The 25,931-nt window shown below is 60.2% G+C and carries 17 protein-coding genes; 1 reads left to right on the top strand and 16 read right to left on the bottom strand.

From position 1 onward, the window contains the following. Positions 1 to 82 precede the first annotated feature (82 nt). The 5 genes from AB7M29_RS18070 to gabT form a co-directional block, all read right to left on the bottom strand. Positions 83 to 1,288 carry a DUF1624 domain-containing protein gene (locus AB7M29_RS18070; RefSeq protein WP_454247447.1) on the bottom strand — a complete coding sequence of 402 codons (1,206 nt, stop codon included), beginning with the start codon at positions 1,286 to 1,288 and terminating at the stop codon, positions 83 to 85. Between the two features lie 39 nt (positions 1,289 to 1,327). Then, on the bottom strand, positions 1,328 to 2,101 hold the full coding sequence (locus tag AB7M29_RS18065; protein ID WP_454247446.1) for a DUF4198 domain-containing protein: 774 nt from the start codon (positions 2,099 to 2,101) through the stop codon (positions 1,328 to 1,330). A gap of 433 nt (positions 2,102 to 2,534) precedes the next feature. Continuing rightward, entirely contained in the window at positions 2,535 to 3,023 is a 489-nt protein-coding gene (locus AB7M29_RS18060) for an Lrp/AsnC family transcriptional regulator (protein ID WP_008055821.1), read from the bottom strand. 45 nt (positions 3,024 to 3,068) lie between these two features. Continuing rightward, positions 3,069 to 3,725: an HAD family hydrolase gene (locus AB7M29_RS18055; protein ID WP_123359475.1), complete on the bottom strand. Its 657-nt coding sequence runs from the start codon at positions 3,723 to 3,725 to the stop codon at positions 3,069 to 3,071. Between the two features lie 95 nt (positions 3,726 to 3,820). After that, the gene (gabT, locus tag AB7M29_RS18050; protein WP_454247445.1) at positions 3,821 to 5,113 is read right to left on the bottom strand and encodes a 4-aminobutyrate--2-oxoglutarate transaminase; all 1,293 of its coding nucleotides are present in this window, start codon (positions 5,111 to 5,113) and stop codon (positions 3,821 to 3,823) included. A gap of 272 nt (positions 5,114 to 5,385) precedes the next feature. Between gabT and AB7M29_RS18045 the strand changes: the two genes are divergently transcribed. Continuing rightward, positions 5,386 to 6,312 carry a 2-hydroxyacid dehydrogenase gene (locus AB7M29_RS18045; RefSeq protein ID WP_454248725.1) on the top strand — a complete coding sequence of 309 codons (927 nt, stop codon included), beginning with the start codon at positions 5,386 to 5,388 and terminating at the stop codon, positions 6,310 to 6,312. Between the two features lie 190 nt (positions 6,313 to 6,502). Here AB7M29_RS18045 and AB7M29_RS18040 read toward each other — a convergent pair whose 3' ends face one another. The 11 genes from AB7M29_RS18040 to AB7M29_RS17990 all read right to left on the bottom strand — a co-directional run bounded on the left by AB7M29_RS18040 (position 6,503) and on the right by AB7M29_RS17990 (position 25,838). Further along, complete coding sequence (locus tag AB7M29_RS18040) at positions 6,503 to 6,877, bottom strand: hypothetical protein (protein WP_448724054.1); 375 nt, start codon at positions 6,875 to 6,877, stop codon at positions 6,503 to 6,505. A gap of 285 nt (positions 6,878 to 7,162) precedes the next feature. Continuing rightward, positions 7,163 to 9,016: a polyurethane esterase gene (locus AB7M29_RS18035; protein ID WP_454247444.1), complete on the bottom strand. Its 1,854-nt coding sequence runs from the start codon at positions 9,014 to 9,016 to the stop codon at positions 7,163 to 7,165. A gap of 97 nt (positions 9,017 to 9,113) precedes the next feature. Beyond that, positions 9,114 to 10,814, bottom strand: a complete 1,701-nt coding sequence (locus AB7M29_RS18030) for a polyurethane esterase (protein WP_454247443.1) — start codon at positions 10,812 to 10,814, stop codon at positions 9,114 to 9,116. Positions 10,815 to 10,837: 23 nt separating this feature from the next. After that, a complete protein-coding gene (locus tag AB7M29_RS18025) occupies positions 10,838 to 13,885 on the bottom strand; it encodes an autotransporter domain-containing protein (protein ID WP_454248724.1) in 3,048 nt (1,015 codons plus the stop codon). 219 nt (positions 13,886 to 14,104) lie between these two features. Continuing rightward, entirely contained in the window at positions 14,105 to 17,062 is a 2,958-nt protein-coding gene (eprS, locus tag AB7M29_RS18020) for an autotransporter serine peptidase EprS (RefSeq protein ID WP_454247442.1), read from the bottom strand. A 193-nt stretch (positions 17,063 to 17,255) separates the two neighbouring features. Then, entirely contained in the window at positions 17,256 to 18,626 is a 1,371-nt protein-coding gene (locus AB7M29_RS18015; protein WP_454247441.1) for a TolC family outer membrane protein, read from the bottom strand. Positions 18,627 to 18,628: 2 nt separating this feature from the next. After that, positions 18,629 to 19,978 (bottom strand): HlyD family type I secretion periplasmic adaptor subunit, encoded by a 1,350-nt coding sequence (locus AB7M29_RS18010; protein WP_217854862.1) that lies wholly within the window; start codon positions 19,976 to 19,978, stop codon positions 18,629 to 18,631. After that, complete coding sequence (locus tag AB7M29_RS18005; RefSeq protein WP_454247440.1) at positions 19,975 to 21,762, bottom strand: type I secretion system permease/ATPase; 1,788 nt, start codon at positions 21,760 to 21,762, stop codon at positions 19,975 to 19,977. The genes AB7M29_RS18010 and AB7M29_RS18005 overlap by 4 nt, the downstream gene beginning before the upstream one ends. Before the next feature lie 185 nt (positions 21,763 to 21,947). Continuing rightward, positions 21,948 to 22,370: an AprI/Inh family metalloprotease inhibitor gene (locus AB7M29_RS18000; protein WP_217854860.1), complete on the bottom strand. Its 423-nt coding sequence runs from the start codon at positions 22,368 to 22,370 to the stop codon at positions 21,948 to 21,950. 96 nt (positions 22,371 to 22,466) lie between these two features. Next, a complete protein-coding gene (locus AB7M29_RS17995) occupies positions 22,467 to 23,924 on the bottom strand; it encodes a serralysin family metalloprotease (RefSeq protein WP_454247439.1) in 1,458 nt (485 codons plus the stop codon). A 507-nt stretch (positions 23,925 to 24,431) separates the two neighbouring features. Further along, positions 24,432 to 25,838, bottom strand: a complete 1,407-nt coding sequence (locus tag AB7M29_RS17990; protein WP_454247438.1) for an NAD(P)/FAD-dependent oxidoreductase — start codon at positions 25,836 to 25,838, stop codon at positions 24,432 to 24,434. Positions 25,839 to 25,931: the final 93 nt, after the last annotated feature.

The following is a 25,931-nucleotide window of genomic DNA, read 5'->3' as shown; positions in this document are numbered from 1 at the left end:
CGGGTCTGCAAGGTGTCCCGCCGAATGGGGGACACCGAAGGGCAACTCTGGGAATCAGCGTCTGTAAATCAACGCCTGTAAATCAGAGGTATTTGAGAATCGCGATGTCGCGACGGCGCTGTTTGAGGTTGGCGAACCAGCGCGTCGGGAAGAACAGCAACACCCCGAGGATCACGCTCCACAGCCAGACCATGGGCAGGTTATCGAAACCATAATAAGTGCCCTGATTGGCGCCCCAGATCGCAACGGACACCAGGTACATGGCCTTGAGCACGTACAGGTGCAGCAAATAGAAGAACATCGGCGCACCGCCGTAGATCGCCAAAGTCGCGGTGGACCAGCGATCCTTGGCTTTCTCGAACAACGCCAGAAGAATCAACCCCAGACCAAGCGTCGGCATCAGGAACATCAGCGATGGCGGGTACTTCTTCGCGCTCAGGAAACTCATGAAAGTGCGCAGCGACTCACCGGTTTGCACCCAAGGCTTCTCGCCATAAACATTCAAGTAGCGGATAAACACGAAGGCCACCAGCAGGCCGACACCGACTTTCAGCAAACGGGAAATCCGCTCGGCCGGTTCCATGTCTTTGCCGAACCATGGCCCGATGGCCCAACCCAGCAGAATCACCCCGATCCACGGCAACACCGGATACGTGGTGCGAGCCCGGGTGAACTCGGTGATGTCGATGAACACCCGCTGATGCAGGATTGACCACGGCACAAAGAACGGCGACTCCGGCCCCACAGTCACACCATCGAGCAGGTTGTGCCCGGCGACAATCGCTACCCCGAGCACGATCAACCAACCGCGCTTGAAGTGCAGCAACCCGGCGAGCACGATCATGCAGATGCCGATGCACCAGATCACTTGCAGCCACAACGTCTTGGGCGGGAACTCGGCGTTCCAGGCGAAGCACACGAACGTAAGCTCCAGGAACACCAGGAACAGCCCGCGCTTGAGCAGGAACACCGAGGTCTCATTGGCCGTGTGTTTCTGGCTGTAGAGCCAGGCTGACAAACCGGTGAGGAAGATGAACACCGGGGCGCAGATGGTGCTCAGCAATCGGGTGAAGAACAGGTCCGGGGTCACGCTCAAGGCGTCGATCGGGTCGGTCACCTGGCGGTGCAGCAAAAAGGTTTCCCGCACATGGTCGACGAGCATGCAGAGCATGACGAAGCCGCGCAGGGCATCGATGGCGAGCATCCGGGTGTTGGTTTTTGCAGCGCTGGAGGCAAGCGCAGGGGAAACACTTCCCGCCTGCCCTGCCACGCTTGTGGATAGGGTCATATCAGTCACTCATGTCGTGGTCAGTGGACTACCGCTGGCTCAGCCCTGTTTCTTCAGCCTGGCAACTTCCGATGCCGGCAGCTGCGACGGTGCCCGCGGCAAGGGTACCTGACCTTCCTTTCGATAGAACGACAACGTCGAACTGAAGCTCTTCACGTCAAAGGGTTCGGCCTGGCCCTGGGGATTGATGCGCTCGCCGGCGGTGTGGTCCTTGTATTCGACGGCCACCACATAGATGCCCTGCCAGGGCAGCTCGAAACTGACCTTGCCGGTCGCATCGGTGCGCCGGGTAAACACTTCGCCGGAACCGGTTTCCAGCACCACGTCTTGATCGGCCAAGGGCTTGTGCGCATAGAACACCTGGAACTGTGCCTTGCCGGTATCGGCGACACCGGTAGGCACGATATCCAGCGTCAGTTCCGGTGTGCGGGCGCGCAAATCACCGACCCAACGGGTAGCGGGCGTCCAGTAAGCCTTTTTCGTTTTATCGCCGTCGTGAAGGTCGAAGATCGGGTAATGCGCGTCCTCGGCCAGCAGCGAGTCATCCGCCTTGGTTTGATGCGCCACGGCAAACGCCTGGCGCTGCAAGGTCAGGCTCAACGGCTGAGACTTGTTGCTGATCGACCAGCCCTTGAGTTGCCGGAACCGGTCCATCCCGCCCGGTGTGACTTCCAGCATGTTCTTGTCATATTCCCCGTAGTACAACGCCAGGGGTTGCCCCGGTGGCTGCTCGTACCAGATTTGATGCGCTTCGCTGCTGCTTGCCAGCATGAAGACGCCGTAACCCAACAGTGCTTTTTTTGCGTGGCTCATTCGCATTTTTTTGCGCTCCGATTGGTGTTGTTCAACGGATCGTCGCAGCCCTGCAACGATCTGCCCCTCTCTCTGAACGCATTACAACGCAGGCTATTTTGTGCTTCGCGCCGAATTCATCGCTCATAACGCAAACGAAGACTGTTTTCGTGGCGTAAACAGCTATTTATGCGGCCTGCGCCAGCATGAAGCGTGTTGAGAGGTTTGGCGGGGCCGATGTCCAATCGGGGTGCATGCACAATGTCAGTCAGGTGAGGAACCTGTGGGAGCGGGCTTGCTCGCGAAGGCGCCGGCACAGTCAACATTTATTTCGCCTGACACACCGCTTTCGCGAGCAAGCCCGCTCCCACATGGATTGCGGTATTAGCCCGTCGCGCGCCTTTTTTACAGGCGCGGCAGGTTGCAAGGGAATGGTGTATATGCGGAGGGAATTTCAGTGACGCAGTAATTTGCGCAGCGGCACGCCGTCCTTGAGTACGGGTGATTTGATGACGATGTAGCTGAAGTACTTGGAGATGCCGATGTTCTTGTCCAGCAGGCTTTCGATCACTTCCTGATAATGCTGGATGCTACGGGTCATGAAGCGCACCAGGTAATCGTAGCCGCCACTGATCAGGTGGCATTCGAGCACTTCATCGACCAGACGGATATTGGATTCGAACTTGGCGAAGTCTTCGCGCTTGTGGTCGCTCAAGGTGATTTCGGTGAACACCGTGACCGAGTCGGTGATCTTGGCCAGGTTCAGGTGAGCCTTGTAGCTGGAGATATACCCGGCCGACTCAAGCCGTTTGACCCGTTGCAGGCAGGGGCTGGCCGACAGGCCCACGGCATCGGCCAGGCTGACGTTGGTCATGCGCCCATCCTTTTGCAGCTCAACCAAGATGCTGATGTCGATCCGGTCCAGTTTTACTAAACCTTCCATTGCGTACCTCTTGACTGCCGTTTGTAAGACAATCTTCTAGCAAAATCAGCGCCGTAAAGACAGCTGATGCTGAGCCACCAGATCCGCCATGCTGTTGATGCAGTAATCCGCCGCGCACGGCGTCGGGTGTTTGCCCCGGCCGCGACAGATCAGGCAGACAGCGCCCGCGCCCTGCTGCCGGGCGGAAGGCCGGGTCACCTGGAGGATGGTTTTGGCGTCAAGTTCATTGGCCGCCAGCCAATCGTGATCCCGCAGGGGATCACTGGCCAATGAAATAAAATCGTCGGGCATGATCCCCAGACGCTCGCACAGCAGGCCGCGATCCTCGGCATCGCGATCGCCGTGCACCAGCAGCCGATAGAACTTGCGCAGGTACAGCATGGCGCCGGGCGCGTCTTCGAACAACGACCAACCCGCCACCGACCGGGCAAAGCTCATGCCCTCCTCCCAACTGGCTTTCAGCCCCCAGCGCTCGGCCAACTGACGGTGGGCGAAACACAGCAAGCCGCTGAAACCCAGTTCGCCGAAGCGCGGGTACAGCGCATGCACCACCTCGCTGAATTCGGCCAGCACCTGTGTTTTGTCCGGGTGGCCGCCACGGCTGTCGAGCAGCGGCTGCAACGCCGTCCAGACCCCGGAATCGCGATCCACCAGGACCTCATCGCAATCGATCAACAACGCTCGATAATCAGTCAGCCCCATGGTGTGTAAAGCCTCCGATGATGCATTCCATCAATCCATGCTCCATAAATGCTCACGGGCGATGCCATGTGGCACCGCCCCGAGCAGGCGTGAGCTCAGTTCAAGACTCGTGCCAGCGCCGCGTCGAGAATCTGCAGCGCTTCGTCGACCTGCGCTTCGGTGGTCACCAGCGGCGCGAGGAAGCGCAGCACGTTGCGGTACACGCCGCACTTGATCACCAGCAGGCCACCGGCCCGGGCTTCGTCGATCAGCCGTTGGTTGAGGTCGGCATCGGGGGTGCGCGCGTCGTCATCCTTGATCAGCTCGATCGCCAGCATGAAGCCGCTACCGCGCACGTCGCCGATGCGCGGGTAACGAGCCTGCAAGCTCAACAAACCCTGACGCAGACGTTCGCCCAAAGCATCACCACGGGCCAGCAACTGCTCTTGCTCGTAGGCCTCGATCACCGCCAGCGCCGCCGCGCACGCCAGCGCGTTACCGCCGTAAGTGCCGCCGAGGCCGCCGGGTAACGGCGCGTCCATGAGCTCGGCCTTGCCGACCACGCCGGACAGCGGCAAACCACCGGCCAGGCTTTTGGCGACAGTGACCAGGTCCGGCTGAATGCCGGCGTGCTGGAAGCCGAACCATTTGCCGGTGCGACCGAAACCGGTCTGGATTTCATCAAGGATCAGCACGATGCCGTGTTTTTCAGTCAAGGCACGCAGGGCCTGGAGAAACTCTGTCGGTGCCGAGAGGAAACCGCCATCGCCCTGCACCGGTTCGATAATGATCGCCGCGACCCGCTCGGGCGCCACTTGAGTGGCCAACAATTCGTCCAGCGCCTTGAGCGCCATGTCGCTGGTCACGCCGCGATAGGCATTCGGATACGGGGTGTGGAAGACCTCCGGCGCGAACGGCCCGAAGTTCTGTTTATAGGGCTGGCTCATGCCGGTCAGCGTGGTGCCGAGCAAGGTCCGGCCGTGGAACCCGCCGCGAAAGGCGATCACCGCCGAGCGGTTGGTGTGGGCGCGGGCGATCTTCACCGCGTTTTCCACGGCTTCGGCGCCGGAGGTGAAGAACGCCGCTTTATAGGATTCCTGGCCGCCGATCATTTCGCACAGGCGCTGAGCCAGGTCGAGATAAGGCTTGTAGGCCACCACCTGGAAACAGGCGTGGGAGACTTTTTGCAGCTGCGCCTGCACCGCCGCGACCACCTTCGGGTGGTTGTGACCGATGTTCAGCACACCGATACCGCCGACAAAGTCCAGGTAGCGCTTGCCGTCCACGTCCCACAATTCTGAACCTTGGGCCCGATCGATCACCAACGGATGCGCGGTAACCAGGCCACGTGGCACGAATTGATCGCGCTGACGGAGCAAATGAGGGGTTTCGTCGACTTTGCTGTTCATGGCATTTCCCATCGTGAGTCCGGCAACCGGGAAGTGGTTGCGATGGTGTTCAGGTTAAGGCTTGCGCGAAACGAACTACGCCGAACTTGCCCCCTGAGAAATTCGGATCGACTGTTTTCACCCCGCCAAACGGCAGATTCCTTTAGCCGGCCGAATCTGCCGGTGCGTGGCCGATACAACGTTACTCAACGCGTTAAACCCGCTGCTTTCGACAGATCCTGCGCTGGCGTTGCGCGATGATGGGCAGCACCTTCACCTATCAGGAAATGCCCATGGCCCTGCTGTATAAAGCTGACCCTGTGCGCGGCGAACAGTGGCAAGCGCTGTTCGCCGAACACGCCCCGGATATCGAATGGCGCGCGTGGCCGGACATCGGTGACCCGAAGGACATTCAGTACCTGGCCGCGTGGCAGGCACCCGACGATCTCGAGGTTGTGCTGCCCAATCTGCAAGTGCTGTTTGCCTTGTCCGCCGGCGTCGATCAACTCGATCTCAATCGCCTGCCGACGAGCTTGCCGGTGGTGCGCCTGCTGGACCCCGGCATCACCCGTGGCATGTGCGAATACGCCAGTTTTGCCGTGCTCAGCCTGCACCGGGACATGTTGCGCTATCGCCAGCAACAAATGGCCCGCTGCTGGCAAGCGCACTTGCTGCAACCGGCCGCCAGGCGTCGGGTCGGGGTCATGGGGCTTGGCGCTCAGGCGCAGCAGATTCTGGCGACCTTGCAACCGCTGGGCTTTGCCTTGTCAGGCTGGGCGCGCAGTGCCCATCAAATTCCGGGGGGCGATTGTTATGCCGGCAACCAGCAACTGCCAGCGTTCCTCAGTCAGTGCGACATTCTCTTGTGTGTATTGCCGCTGACCAAACAGACCCAGGGCATTCTTGATCGCAGGCTGTTTGAGCAACTGCCCCGCGGCGCGGCGCTGATCAACATGGGCCGTGGCGGGCATTTGGTTGAGGATGATTTGCTTGAGGCATTGGACAGCGGGCATTTGAGCGGCGCGGTCCTTGATGTGCTGCAGCAGGAACCGGCACCGGTGGATCACCCGTTCTGGCACCACCCGCAGATTCTGCTGACACCGCACATCGCGGCGATGACCCAGCCAGAAAGCGCCTTTGGGGTGTTGCTGGAGAACATTCGCCGGCATCAACGGGGGGAGCCGATGCTCGGTGAGATCGATCGTGCGCAGGGTTATTGATCGCCCATGCAGTATGTGGCGAGCGAGCTTGCTCGCGTTGGGTTGCGTAGCAGCCCCAAAAATCTGATAACCATTGCCGATTTTTGTGAGTGCTGCGCACTCAAGCGGGAGCAAGCCCCCTCGCCACAGGTTTCTCTGACTCAAGACGCTCTTAAGTGAACAGCATTGTTCTCAAAGGCCCCCGTTATGCTCAGTGAGTTCCCAGAATATTGTTATCGCAGGAGAAGGACTGTCCTCCTTTGAGCATCAGTCGTTCCTGCATCCGCTGGCAACGCTCCCGTTCCTGCTGCATCGAACGATCGATGCTGATATTGCCGGTCTTCTCCGGTTGTTTGCCGTCGCCCAGGCGCACTGTCACCCACGGCTGTTCCGGCTGGACCTGAAAGCGGCTTTTCTCTTCGACGGGCTTGGCGGGTTTGGTGGTTTCGATCTCGGCCGGTTTGGGCAGTTGATCGGAGGTGACCCCGTAACGGGTCAGAATCGAGCTTTGAGGCAGTTCTGCGGCGGCGGTTGCCGATAACAAGGCCAGCGCCAAACCGAAGGTGAACCTCTTGCTGTTACTCACGTTGCAAAATCTCCTGTACTCAATGGCGGCATGCAGCACCGGCGTCATAGGGATAACGCGTGGATGGGCTGATGGTTTAGTGCCAGTTCCTGTTGGTGCAGGTATTGGAGTCCGGGAGTGAACGGTGAGTCACGTAGGCAGGCAGGTTTACCGCGTTATCGTTCTTCGCGAGCAAGCCCGCTCCCACATTAGATCTTCAGTGAACACCCAATATGGGTACACCTGCGATCAAAATGTGGGAGCGGGCTTGCTCGCGAAGAGGCCCTTACCGGCACCGCATCACCCTCAGGCGATCACAATCCCGCTACCAGACAAACTGTCCAGCCCCACGCCCACCAAAGTCACCGAATCGCTGCCAAACGTCAGCAGCGTATCCTGCCCCACCGCCGTGGCATGGGCGCGGAAGTCGTCGTTCGGCGCAACGCCCTGAACCCCGAAAAACACCAGCTTGTCGTTGGCTTGATAACCCACCACCCGGTCCTGACCAAACGCACCGCTGAAAAGGAACGTATCGACCCCGCCGCCCGACTCCATCAGGTCATTACCCGCCCCGCCGACAAACACGTCATTGCCGGTGCTGCCAATCAAATGATCGTTGCCATCGAAGCCAAACATCCAGTCGCCGGTTGCGTGCGCGTTGAGGGTGTCGGCTCCGGTCGTGCCCTTCACGCTTGAAGCGTACTGAGTCAGATTGCTACCGACCGCAAGGCCATTGGCGGTGACGCTGTGGGTCACGTCATCCTTGAACACACCCCAGAGAAAACCCGGCTCCTTGGTCACGATGCTGCCGATGTCGCGGGTGATGCTGATGCCGCCATTGGCATCGCGCACATACAGGTTGCCGGCACCGTCATTGGCGAAGACAAACTCTTTCACCGACTGTTGCAGGTCCAGCACGTTGCTGCCCTTGCCGCCCAACAGGATGTTGTAGCCACCGCCATCGCGGAAGGTGTCGTTCCCGTCGCGGCCTTCCAGGTAGTCGTTGCCCTTACCGCCCTGGATCAGGTCATTGCCGTCGCTGCCGATGATAAAGGTGCTGCCTTTGTGGGTTTCGGCGTTGCGGTTCAAGTCCTGGACCCACGTGTTGCTGCGCGCCGGGTCCGAGAGGTTGGCGACGATGATGGTCGAATCTTTGCTGGTCAGGTCGTAGAACTGCGACTCAAGCACCCGGGTCATGCCGTCGCCGTAACCGGTGGGCAAGTGTGAAATCCAGGTGGGGATGTTGAGGATGGAATACGGCAGCACGTTCCACGCCGTCGAAGCGTAGTGGTCGTTGAAGCTGACGATGTTATCGGTCGTCGAATCCTTGGCGGCATCGTGCACGCCTACCGAGGACAGGTTGAACGAGGAGCCATCGAGGGCGCGGAACACCGGGTCGTTTTCATAACCGATGTTCAGCACTTTGTCGCTGCTGCTCTGGGTCGGCGAGGCGTAGGCGATGTAGTTGGAATCCTGGTAGAACCCGGACCATTTTTCGCTGCTCAAGTCCGCCAGGCTGTTGACCGCCAAGCCACCGAGGCTGTGGCCGCTGACCAGCACGTCCTTGCCCGACAACCCATTGGCCTGGGCAAATGCTGCAACGTCACTGAGCAAATTACCGAAGGCTTCACCCGCGTAGTTTTTCGCATAATCCTTGGGACCCAAGGCCGCCAGCAAATCGTTGATCACGTCACCGATGGAGTCGCCGATCTGGATTTCTCGCGGGCCGCTGGTGCCGCGAAAGGCGATGCCGATTTCAGTGAGATGACCTTGGGCGTCGTACTTGCCGAGAATCTCTACTTGAGCGCTGGTGTAACCGTCCTTCTCGCCGAAGAAGGTTCCGCGAGCGTCGGTCTTGCCGTCATAGCCCAGTTGCGCGGCGGTGATCGGCGTCCATCCTGCTTTTTGCACAGCTTCGAGAGCAGCTTTTTCCGAATCGGGGTTCCAGGGAATGCCGGGAATGACACCTTGGGAATCGGTGCCGCCAATCAGCGCGGTGACCAGGGTTGCCGGCAAGCCCAAGCCGAAGCCGTTTTGCTGGTAACCGGTGGCGAAACCGTTGTCGAGGTTGTGATAGGAATACAGCGTGATCGCCATGGCGTCGCTGAACAACGCCTTGGAGTCTGCTGTGCCGAAGTTTTTGTAGTCATACACACCCATTGGTATTGCCTCTCTCTTTGTTGGAATTGTCAGAGATAGCTCACAGCCAGGACGTCTCAATCACGAGGCGCCCCGGAGCCTCTAGTGCATGCAGCTTTTACGCAAACGTAATTCCCGAAGCCGAGAGATTATCCAGACCCACGCCCACCAGCGTTACGGCGTAATCGCCAATCTTGAGCACAGTGTCGTTGCCGGTCTGGGTCGCATGCTGCGCGTAGTCATAGCCCTGCCCCGCGCCCTGGACGCCCATGAACACCAGTTTGTCGCTGCCCTGGTAGCCATTGATCGCGTCGAAGCCGAAGGCGCCGCTGAACAGGAAAGTGTTGTTGCCGCTCCCCGAGGCATGCATCACGTCATTGCCCGCGCCACCGACGAAGGTCACCTGACTTTTGTCGCTGCGCAGCAGGTCGTCGCCGGCATTGCCGAACAGCCAGTCACCGTCGACACTGGCCACCAGCGTGTTGCCGTAAACATTGCCATTGAGCGAATGGTTGTAGTGGGTCAGTTCACTGCCATTGAGTAAGCCATTGGCGGTGACGTTGTAGGTGACGTCCTTGCTGCCCCACCACGCGCCCGATTCCTTGCTCACCAGCGCGCCGATGTCGCGGGTCAGGCTGATGCCGCCGTAGGCGTCGCGCACATACAGCGTGCCGTCGCCGTCATTGGCAACGCTGAAGTTCTGCAACGGTTTCTGCAGCTCGAAGGTGTTGCTGCCCTTGCCACCCAGCAGCAGGTTGTAGCCGCCGTCATCGCGGAACCGGTCGTTACCGTCACGGCCTTCGATGAAGTCATTGCCCGTGCCGCCCTTGAGCAAGTCATTGCTGTCGGTGCCAATGATGAACGTGCTGCCGGTGTGGGGCTCACCGCTGCGGCCCAGGTCCTCGACCCAAGTGGTGCCTCGGGACGCTTCCGACAGGTTGGACACGATCAGCGTCGAGTCTTTGTCGGTGAGGTCGTAGAAGCGTGAGTCGATCACCCGGTTCAAGCCGTCGGCATAACCCAACGAACCATGGGCCGACCAGTTCAGCGGATTGAGGATGCTGAACGGCACCAGGTTTTGCGCAGTGGAAGCGTACTGGTCATTGAAGTTGACGATGTTGTTGGTCGCCGAATCCTGATGACCGTCGTGCTTGCCCAGCGAGCCACTGCTGAAGGTGGTGCCGTCGAGCACTCGAAACACCGGGTCGTTCTCGTAGCCGATGTTCAGCACGTTGTTGCCGGTGGCGCTTTGGGTCGGCGAGGCGAAGGCAATGTAGTTGGCGTCCTTGAAGAAACCGCCCCAGTTATTGCCGCTCAACTCCGCCAGGCTGTTGACCCCTAACCCGCCGAGGCTATGCCCGCTGACCAGTACGTCTTTGGCACTCAGGCCGTGGGTGATGGCGAACGCGGCGACGTCCTTGAGCAAAGTGTCGAAGGCGTTTTTCGCGTAGTTCGTCGCGTAATCCACCGGGCCGACCGCGGCCAGCAGATTGTTTTTCATGTCGCCGAAAGTGTCGCTGTAGCCCAGGCCACCAGTGCCACGGAAGGCGATACCGATGCCGATCAGCTTCCCTGCCCCGTCGTATTTACCGAGGATTTCGGCTTCGGCGCTGGTGAAGCCGTCCTTCTCACCATAGAAGGTGCCTTGAGCGCCGACGTTGCCCTGGTAGCCCAACGCTGCCGCGCCAATCGGCGCCCAAGCGGTCGCCGGCAGTGGCTGGCCGGTCGGCGTGTACGCGTAGAGCGTCAGCGCGATCGCGTCGGAGTACAGCGCCTTGCCGGCCTCACTGCCGGCTTTTTTGTAATCAAACAGTCCCATGTTCTTGCTTCCTTAGCGTCAAATCAGAACTGCCAGTCCAGGGTCAGGCCCACACCGTGGTCTTTTTCCCGGGAGCCGAGCAGCCCGTTGTAATCCAGGTTCAAACGAGTATCGCGGCCCAGCGCCAATCCCGCACGGGCACCGACCACCGCGGCATCGCGGTCCATGGACACGCTTTGCACGCTGAACGCGGTGTTGCCGTTGACGAAGGCCAGGTGGTCTTCGGAACGGGTGTTGCTCAGGTTGTGCTGCCAGCCGAGCGTGCCGGACAGTTCCAGCTGTTGCTGGTCGGACAGGGCAATGGCTTTGCTCGCTCGCAAGCCAAGGGTCGAAAGCACCACGTCGCGGTTGTTTTCACCGCCCTTGAGTGCGGCGGCATCACCTTTTTCGCTGAAGCTTTCAGTGTTCAAGTGCACGTAGGCCAAGTTAATGAATGGCTCCAGAGCGATCGGTTGCAGGTCCAGGCGATACGCCGCTTCGGTGAACAGTTGCGCGGAGGTCGCATCGCGTTTGGATTTCTGCTTGCCGCTGACGCCGTTAAATTGCAGGTCACGTTTGACGTCGATGCGATGCCAGCTGTAAGCGCCACCGACGCTCAGGCGCAGCGCGTCGATTTCATGGCCCAGGTAGGCACCCAAGTGGTAGCTGTCGACCGATGCCGACGAGTGCGTGCCATCGCCCATGCTCAACGAGCTGTCGCTATAACCGGTGACGAAACCCAGTCGCGTATCTTCAGTGATCAAGCCATCGACACCGGCCAGCAGCCCGCCGATGGAGCTGTTGGAACTGGCGTTGTCATCCCCGCCATCGCTCTTGCCCCAGGCGCCGAGCACTTTGAGCCAGGCGTTGCTGCGGTCATCGGTGGGTGCCCCGGCGTCGAACAGATCGTGCTCACGCAGACGCTCGCCGACTGCATCGCGCAGGTAACGGCTGTCGTTGATCAGCAGCGTGCCGATTGCCGGATGAATCTCACCGGAGAGTTGCTGGAACGCTTGTTGCGCGACAGCAGCGGTCGGCGACAGCAGCAGGGTTTCGTAGAGCGGATTGCCTGCGCCCAATTGCTCGGCGGCAGCGGCCACGGCGCGTTGGTTCGGGGTTTGGCCCACGCTGGTGAAGGACGTCGCGTTGCGCACCACTGCCAGTTGAATGCCATTAGCCGAGTAGTCGAGGGTGCCGCCGAGGAACAGGTAATCCGGCACCACCGCACCAAAGCGCCCTTCGATTCCGCCGGCCGCTTGCAGGATGTTGTACTGATTGCCGAGCAGGGATTTCGCTTCACTGGTGGTCAGCAATGTCGGGCTGTTTTCCAGAGACAGGCTGACGGTTGCGCCCTCGATGATCGCCTTGCCGTCGGCGATGATCTGGTCGCTGCTGGTGGGCGACAGCTCTACGGCATAGGTCGAGCCAGGTTCGAAAACCACGTCGCCCGCCACCTGCAGGGTGCCGATGGAATTGCCGGGCGCCACGGTACCGCCGCTTTTCGCGGTCAGCGCCGCGATGCTGCCGTTACCGCCGAGGATCCCGCTGTTATTGACGGTGACAGCCGACAGCAGCGAACCATTGATCGCCAATCGGCCCTGATTGACCAGGGTCGGGCCAGCGTAGGTGTTGGCGCCGGTCAGCACCAGCGTGCCGATGCCCTGCTTGGTCAAGCCGCCATGGCCGGAAATGTCGTTGCGCCAGACGTCGAGCCCGCAGTGCACGTCATTGCACACACGCTCGGTGGGTTTGCCGGCATCGATGATCGCGCCGATACCCGGCAAGTCCGCGACAAACTGGCTGGAGCCGTAGGCGCCTTCGATGCGAAATTCCTCGGGAATGTCCTGCTCGGTCACGAACATGGCCGGGCCATCGATGCCTTTGCGCAGGTTGATCATGCCCCAGCCGTACAGCGAGTCGACGCCGGGTGCGCCGAGGTCGGTGGCGGTGGTTCGCAGCACACTGGCGACTTGCGCGCCGGTCATGTACGGGAAGCGTTCCATCAACACCGCCATCGAGCCTGCAACGTGCGGCGCCGCCATGGAGGTGCCGTTGTAATTGGCGTAGCCGGTGGTCAGGTCATCGGCATTGGTGCCGCTGATGATCGAGCTGTAGATCCGGCTGCCCGGTGCCGACACGCAGAAGCTCGCGGTGTAGCCGCAACGCGACGAGAAGGTGCTGATGTTGTAAGGATCGGGGCTGCTGGTGTCCGGGTTATTCTGCAACGCGGCGACGGTCATCCAGTTCGGCGCGATCTCCGGGATGAAGTAACCGAGGCCGGCGATGGCGTCCGGATTGTTGAGGTTGTAGTCGTTGCCGGCGGCGAAGATCGTCACGATGCCGCTGCGGGCCGCCGCGATGGCGCCGTCGTAGGCACCGCCGGGTTTGGTCCCCAGCAAGGTCTGGATCTCATTGAACTGCAGTTGCGCGTCCTGCACGGTGAAGTGCGGATACGCCGGGTCCCGACCACCCAAGTCGAAGCGGTCGGTGATGCCGATGCCCCAGCTGTTGTTGATGATCCGCGCGCCGCTGGCGATCAGCGCGTCCCGCCCGGCCTTGTATACCGCGCCGTCGTTACCGCGAATGATCCCGTCTTCCGGGCCCGGGTCGCCGTTGTCGGCGCTGATGATTTGCGCACCAAAGGCGACGCCGTGCATCGGCCCGCCATCGCGACTGCCCGCGGCGATCCCGCCAACGTGGGTGCCGTGGGCACCGAGTTTGCCGTTGGAGCCCACCGAGGGCGAACCGTCATAGAGAAAGGCGTCCCCGGCTTTGACCGGAATGTACGGGTCGGTGTATTCGCGGATGCCACTGGTGACCAGCGTGATCACCTTATTGGCCCCGGAAAATTCCGGGTGCAAGGCGTAAACCGGTTGGTCGAAGATCCCCAGTTTCACCCCTTTGCCGGTGTAACCGGCGGCATAGGCCTCCTGAGCATTGATCGCCCCCAGGCCCCAATCGGCGTTGAACTCCGTGCTGCGCCAGCTATCGGGATCGCCTGTTCTGCCGTTTTCCACGTAGGGCGCCGCGTGTGCGGTGCCCAGGGTGGCCAATGCGCAGAGCAAGGCAAGGTTGTTGTACTTGTTATTCATCATCGAGCTACCGTCCTTAGTTGTGTTGCCAAAATCCTTGTGGCCAGGGGGGGGGGCCAATTCCTCTGAGTGAAGGCGCGGAACCTGTGGGAGCGGGCTTGCTCGCGAAAGCGATGTGTCAGGCGATATCAATGTTGACTGTTCCGCCGCCTTCGCGAGCAAGCCCGCTCCCACATGGATCGCGCCAAGCCCCCTCACCCACAATCGGTGTTTACCGCATTAAAACTGCCAATTGAGACTCAGCCCGACGCCGTGGCTTTTCTCGCTGCGGGCCAGTTGGCCGGTGTAATCGAGGTTCAACCGAATATCCCGGCTCAAGGCCAGGCTGGCATGGGCGCCCACCAGCGCCGCATCGCGAACCAGCGGCGAGCTTTCCACCACGAACGGAGTGCCACCGCTGGCAAACGCCAGGTGTTCCTCGGAATCGGTGTTGCTCAGGTTGTGCTGCCAGCCGAGGCTGCCGCTCAGGTCCAGTTGTTGCTGGCCGGACAGCTTCAGGGTTTTCAGAGCTCGCATGCCTAAGGTGCTGAGTACCGCGTCGCGCCGGTCGCCGCGGCTTTTGAGTGCGGCGGCGTCACCTTTTTCGGTGAAGCCCTCGGTGTCGAGGTGCACGTAAGCCAGGTTGGCGAATGGCTCCAAGGCCATTGCTTGCAGGTTCAAGCGATAGGCCGCTTCGCCGAACACCTGGGTGGTCCCGGCATCGACTTTGGCTTTCTGTTTGGCGCTGACGTCACCGTATTGCAGGTCACGTTTGATGTCGGCCCGATGCCAGCTGTAGGCACCACCGGCACTCAGACGCCAGGCGCCCATTTCGTGGCCGGCATAGGCGCCCAGGTGATAACTGTCGACCTGCGCTGATGAGTGAGTTCCGGAGCCCATGCTGACCGAGCTGTCGCTATAACCGGCGACCAGACCTACACGGGTTTGGTCATCCACCGCACCATCGACACCGGCCAGCAAACCGCCAATTGAGGTGGTGTAGCCGGCGGTATCGTGGCTGTCATCGGTCTTGCCCCAAGCGCCCAATGCCTTGATCCAGCCGTTGCTTCGTGAGCTATTGGCTTCGTTGAGACGTTCACCGACCGCATCGCGCAGATAACGGCTGTCGTTGATCAGCACCGAGCCCAGCGCCGGGTAAATTTCCCCCGACAACTGCTGGAAGGCCTGTTGCGCTGAACTGGCGGTCGGCGACAGCAGCAGGCTTTCGTAGACTGCGTTACCCGCTCCAAGCCCTTCCGCTGCGGCCGCGACGGCACGCTGATTCGGCGTTTGCCCGACGCTGGCGAAGGTTGTGGCGTTACGCTCCACGCTGAGCTGAATGCCGGTCGCGGCGTAATCGAGGCTGCCGCCGATGAACACGTAGTTGGGCAGCACCGCGCCGAACTGGCCTTGAATCCCGCCCGCCGCTTGCAAGATGTTGTACTGATTGCCCAGCAGGCTTTGCACTTGTTGGGTGCTGAGCAAGGTCGGGCTGTTTTCCAGGGACAGGCTCACGGTGGCGCCGCTGATCGTGGCCGTACCGCCCGCAATAATCTGGTCACTGCTGGTGGGTGACAGTTCGACGGCATAAGTCGAACCCGGCGCGAACGTCACATCGCCGCTGACTTGCAACGTACCGATGGAGTTACCGGGCGCCACGGTGCCGCCGGGGTTGGCGGTCACCGCAGCGATTCGTCCGTTACCGCCGAGGGTGCCACTGTCATTGACGGTGACCGCCGACGTCAGCGAGCCGTTCACCGCCAGCAACCCGCCATTGACCGTAGTCGGGCCGCGATAAGTGTTGTCGCCAGTGAGCATCAACCGCCCGGCACCGGACTTGATCAGGCTGCCTTCGTAGACTCGATTGGCGGCGACGGAATCGCGAGCTGTGCCCACCGCATAATCGGTCTGGTCCTGCTGACTGGCGCCAACCGGAACGCCGCTCTCCCAGCCCTTGTCCTTCAACGTCTGTTGCCAGGCACTGCGTTCGGCGGCGTCTTCGGCCTGACGCTGAATCAGCGCCTTGTCCGAAATGTCATTGCTCCAGACATCGCTTTGCCCTGCCCCCAGATTGGCGTCAAACGACCCGAGCAATTGCCCTGGCCCGCGCATCGCCCGCTCAAGGTTGGCCACGCCCCAACCGATGCGCGTACTCGGTGCGTCGGTGACCGAACCGTCGAGCTGCGTTGCGGTGGTCAGCAGCACCTCAAGCGCCTGCTGATTGTTCATATACGGATAGCGTTCCATCACCAGCGCCAGCGCCCCGGTGGCATGCGGCGCGGCCATGGAAGTGCCGGACTTGATCGCGTAACCGCCGCCGGGAATGGTGCTGTCGATCTTCGCGCCCGGTGTGGTGATGCACCAATACTTGGCGATCCCGCACTGGTTGTATTTCTGCTGATTGCTTTGATCCAGCCCCGACACTGCCAGCCAGTGGCCTTCGAGGTCCGGCTGAAAGTACGGCAAGGCCGAACGCACGCTGGCATTCGGGTAACCGCTGTTGCCGGCGCTGAACACATTGATCACGCCGCGGCGCGAAACGTCGGCGGCGGCATCGAGCCAGGTGCCTTTGTTCCAGTGCTGGGCGTAGGCGGCGTGCAGGTCGTCGAGGGTTCGGTAGCTGACGTCCGGCGGCTGGCTGCCCCAGCTGTTGTTGATCGCACGGACACCGGCATCCGCCAAGGCGTTATAGACCGCTGTGAAGTAGCGCGGGTCGGGGCTGGGGCCGAACAGGAAACTGTCGTTCTTGTTGGTGTTGCCGACATAGATTTGCGCGTTGTACGCCACGCCGTGCATGCCAGTGCCATCCCGGGAAGCGCCCATGGTGCCAGTGACGTGGGTGCCGTGAGAGTCGTTGTTGGTGTTGAGCGTGCCGTCGACGTTGAATGCTGAGCCGTCGACATAGCTGCCACTGGCGGTCACTGCGTGATAACGCTCGGCGGCAAATTCGGGATGGCTGGAATCGAAACCGGAATCCAGTGCGCCGATTTTCACGCCCTTGCCAGTGATGCCGGCGGCATAGGCTTGATCGGCCTGCATGCGCGCCAGGCCCCAATCGCGCTGGAACTCCGTCGAGCGCCAACTGGCGGGATCGCCTAGAGTGCCGGTTTCCAGGTAAAGCGCCTGGGCTGGGCCTGGCACTGCTGCAATCAGGAGCAATAGCGTGCCGACCGACATCGGCTTGATTTGTACATCCATGTTCATGACTCTCGCTTTTTGGCGTTTTTAGAGTTGTAGTCCCCCGGTTCGGGGACGGTGTGGCGAGGGGGCTTGCCCCCGTTGGGCCGCGAAGCGGCGCCAAACAATGCAATGCACAACTTCAGATACATCGCGCCGCGTGCTTCACGACGGCTTCGCCGTCCAACGGGGGCAAGCCCCCTCGCCACAGGGGTTACTGGGTCTTCGTTGGCCGGCCTTGACCGAAGGCCTCATCCACCTTGGCCAGGTCCTGCTCGCTCAAGGTCCCGGCGTAGTAGTGCAACTTGGTCCAGGCCATCAAATAGTCGTACCGCGCCTGAGCCAGATCCCGGCGGGTGGTAAACAGTTGTTGTTCGGCATTCAGCGCATCGAGGTTGACCCGTTCGCCGCCCAAAATGCTTTGCTTGGTTGAAACCACCAGCGCTTCGGCCGACACCAATGCCTTCTGATAAGCCCGCAATTTATTGACCCCCGACAAGCAGGCGCTGAACTGACGGCGCAACTGAATCAAGGTTTCCCGGGTCTTGCCGTCCAGGTCGTACTCGGCCTGTTCCATGGTTCGGCTGGCTTGCCGGGTCGAGGCCGAGACCCCGCCGCCGGCATACAGCGGCACATTGACTTCAATGCCGATGGTGTTGGTGTCGTAGCGCTGGTTGTAGGTGTTGCCGCTTTCCGATTCGTTCTGGCGCACCGAGGCGTAGGCACTGACTTTTGGCAAGTGGCCGGCGCGGTTGCGTTCGACTTCGTAACGCGCCACTTCCACCGCCTGGCGTTGGGAGGCGAGTTTCGGGTTATTGGCCACCGCCATCTCGTGCCAGGTGTCGTAATTGGCCGGTTGCAGGGTGAAGGTCTGGAAGTTCTGATCCAGCGGCGTCAGGTCGCCTATGTCAATGGCCGGCACGCCAATCAGTGCGCCCAGCTCCCGCAAGGACGCATCCTGTTCATCGCGCGCCTCGATCTCCTCGGCGGTCGCCAGTTCGTAACGTGACTCGGCTTCGAGGATATCGGTGCGCGTGCCCTCCCCTTGGCGGAACATCTGCTCGTTCTGCTGAAACTGCTGTTCGAAGGCTTTTTTCTTGGCCCGCGCGATGTCGATCTGGTCCTGAGCGAACAGCGCCTTGGTGTAATTCTCCAGCACACGAACCAGCAGTTCCTGGCTCTTGCCACGATAGTTTTCGTCAGCGAACAGCGATTGCGCCACGCCTTTGCGGTACGCCGCATAAGCCTCGTAATCGAGCAGCGGCTGTTGCAGGGTCAAGGTCGAACCGTAACTGCTGTAGTTGCGGTCCTCGGTGAAGTCTGGTCTTCCCTCATTAATTTGAGTGACCTTGGAGGTGTTACGCCCCTTGTTGTAGTTGTAACCGATCCTGGGCAGCAGCCCGGCGCGGCCGATGGCGCGGTTTTCAAGGCCTGCATCGCGCTCCTTGATGGCGCCGAGGAACACCGGATCATTGCGTAAGGCTTGCTCATAGATGTCGAACGGCCCCATGGCCATCGCGCTGTTGCACGTCAGCAACGCCACGGTCGCTGCGAGCAGGGAAAGCTTATTCATACAGCCGAACATCCTTATTCCTCGGTCAACGCGGAGCCTGCCCGGTCGAGCAGCGGTTTGAACAAATAGTTGAGGAGTGAACGTTCACCGGTACGCACGAACATTTCTGCCGGCATGCCCGGTTTGATCACCAGACCGTTGAGTTTTTCCATGGCCTGGTCACTGACGCTGCTGCGCAGCACGTAGTACGGCACACCGGTTTTTTCATCGACCATCTGGTCGGCGGAGATCAGGCTGACTTCGCCGGGGACTCGCGGGGTACGGCTCTGGTTGAATGCGGTAAACAGAATGTCCACCGGCAAGTGTGTGCCGACCTTGTCGATCAGGTTGATCGGCAAGTGCCCTTCCACTTCAAGGCGGGTACCTTGCGGGACGATCTCCAGCAGCGTGTCGCCCTGACGAACTACGGCGCCTTCGGTGTGAACCCCAAGGTTGACGGCGATGCCGTCGGCGGTGGCGATGATTTCGCTGTGTTGCAGGTCGAAACCGGCGGAGGTCAATTGCTCTTCCAGGGTCACGCTTTTGAGCTGCGCATCGGCCAGTTGGCTGCGGACTTCCTTCTGGTATTCCTCGCTGTGCTGTTGCAGTTTCAGGCGGGATTCAAGGATGCCCTGCTCCACGCGGCCGCTTTCGCCGGTGTTCTCGGCCAGCTGTTGTTGCACTTGCGACAACTGACGCTGGTAATCCATCAAGCGGTTGCGCGGAATGTAGCCGTTGTCCGCCAAGGGCTGAAGATTGCTCAACTGTTGTTGCAGGGAACTGGCCTGGGCCGTCAGGTCAGTGCGCGCGCGGCGCATGCCGGCCAGTTGCGCGCTGGCGCCTTCGATGTTGGCGCGCAGGGCGGCTTGCTCGCGAAAAAACGCTTCGCGACGGCTGCTGAACAATTGCCGTTGGCCTTCGAGTACCAAGGCCAGACGCGGGTCAGGATCGTTGCTCAGCTCGGCGGGGAAATTCACCTGCTTGAGGTTGTCCCGTTCACTCTGCCAGCGCGCCAGGCTGGCCCACGCCATGCGGTATTGCGCTTGCAGCGATTGCACGTCGGCCGCGACCTGGGTCTGGTCCAGGCGAAACAACGGCTGGCCCTGCTTCACCACTTGGCCTTCGAGCACCAGAATCTGGCTGACCACACCGCTGCTCATCGATTGCACGGCTTTGCGCTTGCCCGAGACCACCACGGTGCCCTGCACCGGAATGCCTTGATCGAGCGGCGCGAGGCTCGCCCAGGTGAAGAAACTGCCGGCACCGACAATCGCCAGAATCCAGCCCATGCGGGCGAAGAAACGCGCGTCGCGCTCAGGACGTTCGGCGATGTAGTCGTGTTCCATCGTCGCTTCGCTGTCGTCGTTCATGCGTGTGCTGCTCATACACCCGAATTCCTTGTCGTGGGCTGATACTGCCGGCTCATGCTGAGCCCGCCCGGTGCTTGCGCGGCTTTTTCACGTGGCTGTTCATGAGCGCCTGACTGATTACCGGCAAGCGCCTTCAGCACCTCCTGGCTTGGGCCGAAGGCCTGCAAGCGACCTTCGTTGAGCACCAGCAACTTGTCGGCCTGTGCCAGCGCCGAAGAACGATGGGTAACCAGAATCACGCTGGTGCCCCGGGCCTTCATGTGCGCGATGGCGCCGGCCAGTGCCGCTTCGCCGACGGTGTCGAGGTTGGAGTTCGGTTCATCCAGCACCACCAGACTCGGGTTGCCATACAGCGCGCGAGCCAGCGCCACACGTTGCTTCTGGCCACCGGACAAGCCGCTGCCGTCCTCGCCAAGCACGGTGTCGTAGCCCTGCGGCATGCGCAGGATCAGTTCATGAACGCCGGCCTGTTGCGCGGCTTCGACCACTTTTTGCGGATCCGCTTCACGGAATCGGGCGATGTTTTCGGCGATGCTGCCGCTGAACAGCTCGATGTCCTGGGGCAGATAACCGATATAGGGGCCAAGGTCGTCGCGGTTCCAGCGATGAATGTCCGCGCCATCGAGGCGCACCGTGCCGCCCAACGTCGGCCAGGCGCCGACCAGCACCCGGGCCAGGGTCGATTTACCGGAGCCGGAAGCCCCGAGCACGCCCAGCACTTCCCCGGCGCCCAGGTTGAAATTGACCATGTGCAAAGTCGCTGCCCTTTGCCCTGGCGGTCCGGCGCTGACTTGTTCGAACGTGATCTGACCTTTCGGCGCCGGCAGCGCCATCGCCTCCTCAGTCGGTGGATAGGCTTGCAGCAAGGCGTCAAGACGGCGATAAGCAAGCTTGGCGCCGCTCCACTGTTTCCACACGGCGATCAACTGATCGATGGGGCTCAGCACCCGACCCATCAGGATCGAACCGGCGATCATCATCCCGGCGGACATATCACCCTTGATCACCAGCAAGGCGCCCAGCCCCAGCACCAGGGATTGCAGGCACAGGCGCAGGGTTTTGCTCAGGGAACTGATGACCGCGCCAGTGTCGCTGGCCTGATTCTGCAAGCCGAGAAAACGCGAGTGCACCTGAAACCAGCGCTTGCGCAAGACACCGAGCATGCCCATGGCCTGGATGGTTTCGGCGTTATGCAGGTGACTGGTGGCCAGTTGGCTGGATTTCTGGGAAAACCCTGCGGCTTCGCCCAAGGGCTTTTTGGTCATCGCCTCGTTGAGGCAGGCCAGCCCGATCAGCAGTACCGCACCTGCGGTGGCCAATACACCGAGCCAGACGTTGAACAGAAAGATCACAAACAGATAGACCGGAAACCACGGCGCATCAAAGAAGGCAAACAGCGCCGGGCCGGTGACGAATTGGCGAATATGGGTCAGGTCGCCCAAGGATTGCCCGGCGTTGCCCTCGCCCTTGAACAGGTTGCGCTCGAAAGCGGCCTGATACACCCGCAGGTTGAAACGGCGCTCCAGTTGGCTGCCGATACGAATGACAATGAAGCTGCGCACGATCTCCAGCAGACCGATAAAAGCGAAAAACCCGACCACCATCAACGACAACATCGCCAGTGTGGTTTCGTTTTGCGAAGACAGTACCCGGTCATAGACCTGAAGCATATAAATCGACGGGACCAACATCAGCACATTAATCAGTGCGGTGAAACATCCAACGCTGATCAGGATATTTTTATAGTCGCCCAGTGCCTTGAATAACGGTGCGGTGGCCGGGCTCTTCGCCTTCTTCATTGGTTTTTCCTGAGGTGTTATTCCTCGCCTTACTTGGCGAGGTTCCAATTAACTGTCCGCACATGGGCCGAGACATTCTTTTGCCGGCTATCGCTTGCACATCAATAACAACCCTTTGAGTTCTTCAGAGAGTTCCGGCTATTGATGTGCTGCTTATAATTTTTATTCAGGCAGGCATTACTTACTTAATGCGCAGTGCGCTTGAGCGTAATGATCAGACCTGACTTCAAGGTGCTTTTATAAAGCCCCTCATGCTGTCGGCTGAAAAACACAATTTTCGAGCCTTCTTTACCGGTCACAGCAATGCCATCCGGTTCCGGGAACCAGCCAATCGCCGACTCGTTCAGCCAGGCACCGAGGCACTCGGCCCCCTCACCCAGGGTCTGGTTCAATTTGAGCTCGATCGAGCAAACATTCGACGGTTTGTCCTGCAGCGCCTGGGACTCGGGCGAGTCTTGCGCGGCGTTCAAGGTGGCCTGCCATTTCCCCGCGAGTTCCGACGGGTCGGCTAATTTAAGACTGCGAGCCATGGCTACATCTCCAAGAAACATCATCAGCGTCGCCAACAGCCACGCGGTTGCTTTGTAGGTAAAAGCGTTCTGAATCATAGGGCGTTTTACTCATGGTTATAGCCTTACTCATAGCACCTACCGTTCAAGGGACAGAGAGCGGCGCCTCAAGCGCCGCCCTCCTTTTGCCTTGAATCAGGCCACGATGTCCGAGAACGCCGCCTGGCCAACGGTGCTGATCAGGAAGTCAGCCACGCCGTGCCCGGAGAAGTCCACTGACAACAGGCTATTGCCGCCCGAAGTGGTCAATACCGCATCACCTGCCGCACCGGTGAACGAATTCACGAAGTGCAGTCCTGCGCCGTTGGTGATGCCGGTCAGGTCGATCTTGTCCAGGCCACTGACAAAATCGAGGATCTGGTCGACGGCACCTGGCTTGGAGTCGCTGCTGGCCGCGAACACAAAGGTGTCCGAACCCGAACCGCCCCACAGTTTGTCCGCACCGCCCGCGCCGAAGAGGATGTCGTTGCCGGCACCGCCCTTCAACTCGTTGGACACGCTGTTACCGATCAGCAGGTCGCTACCCGAACCGCCAATCGCGTTCTCGACGGTGACACCCTTGGCGATGGACACGTTGCCCACCATGCCGCCAACATCGGAGAACGAGGCTTCATTGAGGTTGATCTTCTGGTTTTGGGTAAAACCGGAGAAGTCCAGGGTGTCCTTGCCGCCCGCATCCCAGACCGAGAACACGACTTTGTCCGACGACGAAGACGCACTCAGGAAGTCGCGACCGGCGTTGGAGTTGAAGCCGTAGGTGGTATCACCGGTACGGGTGGTGGTGTTGGCACCGTAGAGTTTCTGAATGGCAGCGATATCGTCCATCAACGGGCCGGACGCATAGGCTTCCACACCGCCCTTGCTGAAGTTCTGGTCGGTATTGCTTTCACTCCAGTAGCTCATGAGGCTATAGCCGCGGGTGTCTTCCCCGTAAGTCGCGTCGTTGTAGGTCGGCGCACCTTCACCGGCGTTGTAGTCGCCAGGGTGTGCCAGGCCCAGGGAATGACCGATTTCATGGGTCAGGGTTTGACGACCGTAGTTGTTCAGGTCCGGTGTCTTGTTGACGTTATAGCCACTGCCCGTCAGATACCACGAAGTACCGTCATAACCTGGACCGGTGCCTGGCAGGTAGGCGAATGCCGCCGCGCCATCCTGACCGCCACTGTAGTTACCGAAGGTCATGTGACCGTCGCCGCCAAAAGACTTCTCGGTGAAGGTGACATTGGCCACGTCGGCCCAGGATTGCATAGCGAGTGCGGCCTGGGCTTTCTGTTGCGCGCTGAACTGACTGAACCCGGTGATGCCGTGCTTGTTCATGGTGCTCGACGAGGCCGAGGTCAGGAACGTGTAGGTGAGTTCAATTTTGCCGCTGCCGTCCTTGTCCTGGTAGGCAGCGCCGTCACGTAGCAGCTGGGTAGCAGCCTCGTCGACGGAGAAGGAGGGTTTGCCATTGACCGTGAGATTGCCACCCCGATCATACTGATGGCTGAAACTATCGATCTGGTTGTAGGCGGAACTGGGTGCAGCCAGCGCTTGCAATGGCGCAAAGGCCTGTTCGGCAAGATCAATAGCGTTGTCTTTTACTTTCGACATAAACACACTTCCTTGTTTAGCAATGGAACAGTTTTTGTCCGATACGACAATCTCTGGCGAGATCGTCCTATCACTCGCCCAATGAAGGCGTTTAAAAACTGACACAATTCGAAATCAAACGTCTACATTTTTTTTGACGTCAAATTGAGCTATTCCAGCGAACTCCAGTAAACAGTGCGCGCGCTGTCGAAATATAGTTTGTAGTTGAAGGGTTTTAGCCGGATTGTCCGACAATCTGATATTTAAATATTAAATATGGGTAAGTTGTTTTCTGTAGACTAGTTCTCGTTTTCCGGATTTATCAATATAAGTGCCAGTGTATTGCTATCAAATAAATTAAATAATCAGTTAGTTGCGATACTGGTGGGCAAGTCTATCTCTGCGCTTCAGGCTCGGGACGGTTGAGCGAAGCGCCCCCCGTCGATGGGGGGCGCAACGCGCAATCAGAGGATCAAAAAATCAAAACGCAGGTCTTGCGCACGGGCTGGCAACTCAGAGCGTCGCCGTTTAGTGCATGAAACCCTCCATGAACCCCGCGACCCGACTGGCCAGTTTGCGACGCCAGGGCGCGGTAGCCGGGTTGGCCAGGGTCTGGTCTTCGTGGACGAAGCTGCGGATGATCGCGTTGTAGCCCAACCAGCGGCAGGGCTCGGGTTCCCAGGCCTTGAGCGCGTCGAGACCGCCCTGAGGAATGACCCACGGTTGGCGGACCAAGTCGGTGTCACGCTGAAGAATCAGGTCGGCCAAGGTTCGCCCGCCGAGGTTGCTGGCACCGACCCCCTCCCCGCCATAACCGCCAGACAAGGCGATGCCGCTGGCCTGATCGCAGAGCATGTGCGGCTTGAAGCGCCGGGACATGCCCAGGTTGCCGCCCCAGGCATGGGTGATTCGTACGTTCTTGAGCTGCGGGAAGAGTTCGCCGAACAGGTAGCGCCGCAACTCTATTTCGTTGGTGGTCAAGTCGAAGTCATGGCGCAACTTGCCAGCAAATTGATAGCCGCCACGGGCACCGAACACCAAGCGGTTATCCGCCGTGCGCTGGCCATAAGTGACCTGTCGGCTGCTTTCACTAAAGGCCTGACCGTGGCTGAGGCCGATTTCGTCCCAGGTCGCGGCGGTCAGCGGTTCGGTCGCCACCAGCAAACTCTGGACCGGCAACTGATAACGGTCCAGCGGTGGCAATGTGGCCGCATACCCTTCTACCGCCGGCACGATCCAGCGGCTACGAACCTGAGCCTTGGCTGTACGCAAACTGCCCGACTGCCATTGAGTAACCGGGCTGTTCTCATAGATGTTGACCCCCATGCGCTCCACCGCCCGTGCCAGACCTCGGACCAACTTTGCCGGGTGAATGGTCGCAACGTGCGGTGCATAGATACCGCCATAAGGTTTGGCAATTCTGATCTGTTGCGCCAATTGCTCGGGACTGAGCCAGCGGTAGTCGCTGTCGGTCAGCCCTTGGCGGTAGAGCGTGTCCAGGTACTGGCGCAGGCTGGCTTCCTGCTCTGGATAACGCGCAGCACAATAAAGCACTCCGCCTTTGCGATAATCGCAGTCGATGCCTTCTCGTTCGATGACGATCTCTACTTCGTCAGGGATACCGTGCAGCAGGTCGAAAGAAGCGCGGCGCTGTTCTGCCGGTAAATCGGCAAGCAAGCGATCTTCGCCCAGTAGATTACCCATCAACCAGCCGCCATTACGGCCCGACGCACCAAAACCCGCGATGTTTGCTTCGACGATGGCAATATTCAGCCCTGGCGCCAGGCGCTTGAGGTAGTACGCGGTCCAGAGCCCGGTGTACCCGGCGCCAATGATGGCCACGTCGACGTCCAGATCCTGCTCCAGCGCCGGGCGCGCCAGCAATGGCTCGTCGAGTTGGTCCATCCACAAACTGATCGTGCGCCACGCTGACATGCAAGACTCCGCCATTCAAACTTCGATAGCGTCGATCCTAATGCGTGGGTTCAGAGATTGTCTTGCGCGCGTGCACGCAAGAAGCTTTGGCCC

This window comes from Pseudomonas sp. F-14 TE3623, from assembly GCF_053629015.1.
Note: the sequence above shows the minus strand (reverse complement) of the source record. Positions and strands in the feature narration are given on the sequence as shown.

Bases quoted from the DNA above. Each gene is read 5' to 3' on its own strand.
- AB7M29_RS18070 (WP_454247447.1), bottom strand. From the start codon at position 1,288: ATGACCCTATCCACAAGCGTGGCAGGGCAGGCGGGAAGTGTTTCCCCT.
- AB7M29_RS17990 (WP_454247438.1), bottom strand. From the start codon at position 25,838: ATGTCAGCGTGGCGCACGATCAGTTTGTGGATGGACCAACTCGACGAG.
- AB7M29_RS18010 (WP_217854862.1), bottom strand. From the start codon at position 19,978: ATGAGCAGCACACGCATGAACGACGACAGCGAAGCGACGATGGAACAC.
- eprS (WP_454247442.1), bottom strand. From the start codon at position 17,062: ATGGATGTACAAATCAAGCCGATGTCGGTCGGCACGCTATTGCTCCTG.
- AB7M29_RS18025 (WP_454248724.1), bottom strand. From the start codon at position 13,885: ATGAATAACAAGTACAACAACCTTGCCTTGCTCTGCGCATTGGCCACC.
- AB7M29_RS17995 (WP_454247439.1), bottom strand. From the start codon at position 23,924: ATGTCGAAAGTAAAAGACAACGCTATTGATCTTGCCGAACAGGCCTTT.
- AB7M29_RS18055 (WP_123359475.1), bottom strand. From the start codon at position 3,725: ATGGGGCTGACTGATTATCGAGCGTTGTTGATCGATTGCGATGAGGTC.
- AB7M29_RS18065 (WP_454247446.1), bottom strand. From the start codon at position 2,101: ATGAGCCACGCAAAAAAAGCACTGTTGGGTTACGGCGTCTTCATGCTG.
- gabT (WP_454247445.1), bottom strand. From the start codon at position 5,113: ATGAACAGCAAAGTCGACGAAACCCCTCATTTGCTCCGTCAGCGCGAT.
- AB7M29_RS18045 (WP_454248725.1), top strand. From the start codon at position 5,386: ATGGCCCTGCTGTATAAAGCTGACCCTGTGCGCGGCGAACAGTGGCAA.
- AB7M29_RS18035 (WP_454247444.1), bottom strand. From the start codon at position 9,016: ATGGGTGTGTATGACTACAAAAACTTCGGCACAGCAGACTCCAAGGCG.
- AB7M29_RS18060 (WP_008055821.1), bottom strand. From the start codon at position 3,023: ATGGAAGGTTTAGTAAAACTGGACCGGATCGACATCAGCATCTTGGTT.
- AB7M29_RS18005 (WP_454247440.1), bottom strand. From the start codon at position 21,762: ATGAAGAAGGCGAAGAGCCCGGCCACCGCACCGTTATTCAAGGCACTG.
- AB7M29_RS18015 (WP_454247441.1), bottom strand. From the start codon at position 18,626: ATGTTCGGCTGTATGAATAAGCTTTCCCTGCTCGCAGCGACCGTGGCG.
- AB7M29_RS18000 (WP_217854860.1), bottom strand. From the start codon at position 22,370: ATGATTCAGAACGCTTTTACCTACAAAGCAACCGCGTGGCTGTTGGCG.
- AB7M29_RS18030 (WP_454247443.1), bottom strand. From the start codon at position 10,814: ATGGGACTGTTTGATTACAAAAAAGCCGGCAGTGAGGCCGGCAAGGCG.